Below are 2,188 nucleotides of genomic sequence, written 5' to 3' on the forward strand. Positions count from 1 at the left end.
TTGAAGCGGCCCGCGTAAGCGCGGCTGGGCATGGTGAACTTGCCGACGGTCAGCATGTCGAGCCCGCCCGAGATGTCTTCCCAAACGGTTTTTTCGTTGGCCAGGTCATCGCGGTGCTGGTCCACAAATGCCATGTGCACAGTCTTGCCGATAGCGACTTCGCCGCTGTCCGGCTGTTCCTTGCCGGCAATTAGCTTGAACAGCGTGGACTTGCCGGCGCCGTTCGGGCCGATGATGCCGACGATGGCGCCAGCCGGTATCTTGAAGCTCAGGTTGTCGATCAGCAGACGGTCGCCGAAGGACTTGCTGACTCCCTTGAACTCGATGACTTCGTTGCCCAGGCGCTCGGCCACGGGAATGAAGATTTCCTGGGTTTCATTGCGCTGCTGGTACTCGAAATCAGACAACTCTTCAAAGCGGGCCAGCCGCGACTTGCTTTTGGCCTGGCGCGCCTTCGGGTTCTGGCGTGACCATTCCAGCTCCTTTTTCAGGGCCTTGGCCCGGGCTTCCTCACCCTTTTGCTCCTGCGCCAGGCGTTCGCCTTTTTGCTCCAGCCAGGTGCTGTAGTTGCCCTTCCAGGGGATGCCGCGACCGCGGTCCAGCTCCAGAATCCACTCGGCTGCGTTGTCGAGGAAGTAGCGGTCATGGGTGATGGCCACTACGGTGCCCGAATAGCGTTGCAGGAACTGCTCCAGCCAGTCCACCGATTCGGCGTCCAGGTGATTGGTCGGCTCGTCGAGCAGTAGCATGTCGGGCTTGGACAGCAGCAAGCTGCACAAGGCCACGCGACGTTTTTCACCACCCGACAACACGCCAATTACGGCATCCCAAGGCGGCAGGCGCAGCGCATCGGCGGCGATTTCGAGTTGGTGCTCCGAATCGGTCCCGGCTGTGGCGATGATGGCTTCCAGCCGGGCCTGCTCGGCGGCCAGCGCGTCAAAGTCGGCATCAGGCTCGCCGTAGGCCGTGTACACGGCTTCGAGCTGGGCCTTGGCAGCGAACACCGCGCCCATGCCAGCCTCGACGCTTTCGCGCACCGTGTGGGTCGGGTCCAGCTTGGGCTCCTGCGGCAAGTAGCCGATATTCAGACCGGGCATGGGTGTGGCCTCACCTTCGATCTCGGTGTCCAGGCCAGCCATGATCTTGAGCAGAGTCGACTTGCCAGAGCCGTTGGTGCCCAGAACACCAATTTTGGCGCCGGGGAAAAAGCTGAGCGACACATCCTTGAGGATTTGACGCTTGGGCGGCACGATTTTGCCGACCTTGTTCATGGTGAATACGTACTGAGCCATGCGAATCAATCTCTTAAAAAATAAAAAGGACGTGAACGGCTGGGGCGAAATGCCTGGCTGTGCAAAGGAGCCATTTATGCGTCAATTTGCGCCGTTAATCCTCCATTATCGTTCCGTGAGACAATAGGTCTGTTGCTGGCTCCAGTTACCCGCAACATTTGGGCACATTTCAGGTCTACCTCCGGTAGTCACTTGCGATGTTCACAGCCCTACCTTTTGACCCCATCTGCCTATCACTGGCGGGCTTCCTGCATCAAACAGACGCCCAACAGGCCGATCCTCAGCGCCCAAGGGCGCCCTACCATGACATTTGAAGAATTGAATCTGGCCCCGGCCATTCTGAAGGCCGTGCTCGAGCAGGGCTACGACACCCCCACCCCCATCCAGGCCCAGGCGATCCCCGCCGTGCTCAAGGGCGTGGACCTGCTGGGCGGCGCGCAGACCGGCACCGGCAAGACCGCGGCTTTCACACTGCCTTTGCTGCAGCGTCTGTCTACTGAAGCACGCCTGACCAACCGCCGCGGCGTCAATGCCGTGCGCGCCCTGATCATGACCCCCACCCGCGAACTCGCGGCCCAGGTCGAAGAAAGCGTGCGCACCTACGGCAAATACACCGATCTCACTTCCATGGTGATGTTCGGCGGCGTCGGCATGGGCGCCCAGATTGAAAAACTGCGCCGCGGCGTCGACATTCTGGTGGCCACCCCCGGCCGTCTGCTGGACCACGCGAGCCAGGGCACGCTGGACCTGAGCCAGGTGCAGATCCTGGTGCTGGACGAAGCCGACCGCATGCTGGACATGGGTTTCATCCACGACATCAAGAAAGTGCTGGCCCTGGTGCCCAAGCAGAAGCAGTCGCTGCTGTTCAGCGCGACCTTCAGCGATGAAATCCGCGA

Annotated in this window: 2 protein-coding genes; one reads left to right on the plus strand and one right to left on the minus strand. The window is 60.9% G+C overall.

Annotation, left to right across the window (positions count from 1 at the left end):
- The coding region (gene ettA / locus ABI546_RS08125; protein WP_348045878.1) for an energy-dependent translational throttle protein EttA at window positions 1–1,292 on the minus strand (1,292 nt) is incomplete at its 3' end.
- A 303-nt stretch (window positions 1,293–1,595) separates the two neighbouring features.
- On the opposite strand from ettA, the gene ABI546_RS08130 reads away from it, so the two are divergent.
- A partial coding sequence (locus tag ABI546_RS08130) for a DEAD/DEAH box helicase (protein ID WP_348045880.1) occupies window positions 1,596–2,188 on the plus strand: 593 nt, incomplete at its 3' end.

Source organism: Polaromonas sp. (assembly GCF_039932935.1).
Lineage (GTDB): Bacteria > Pseudomonadota > Gammaproteobacteria > Burkholderiales > Burkholderiaceae_C > Polaromonas.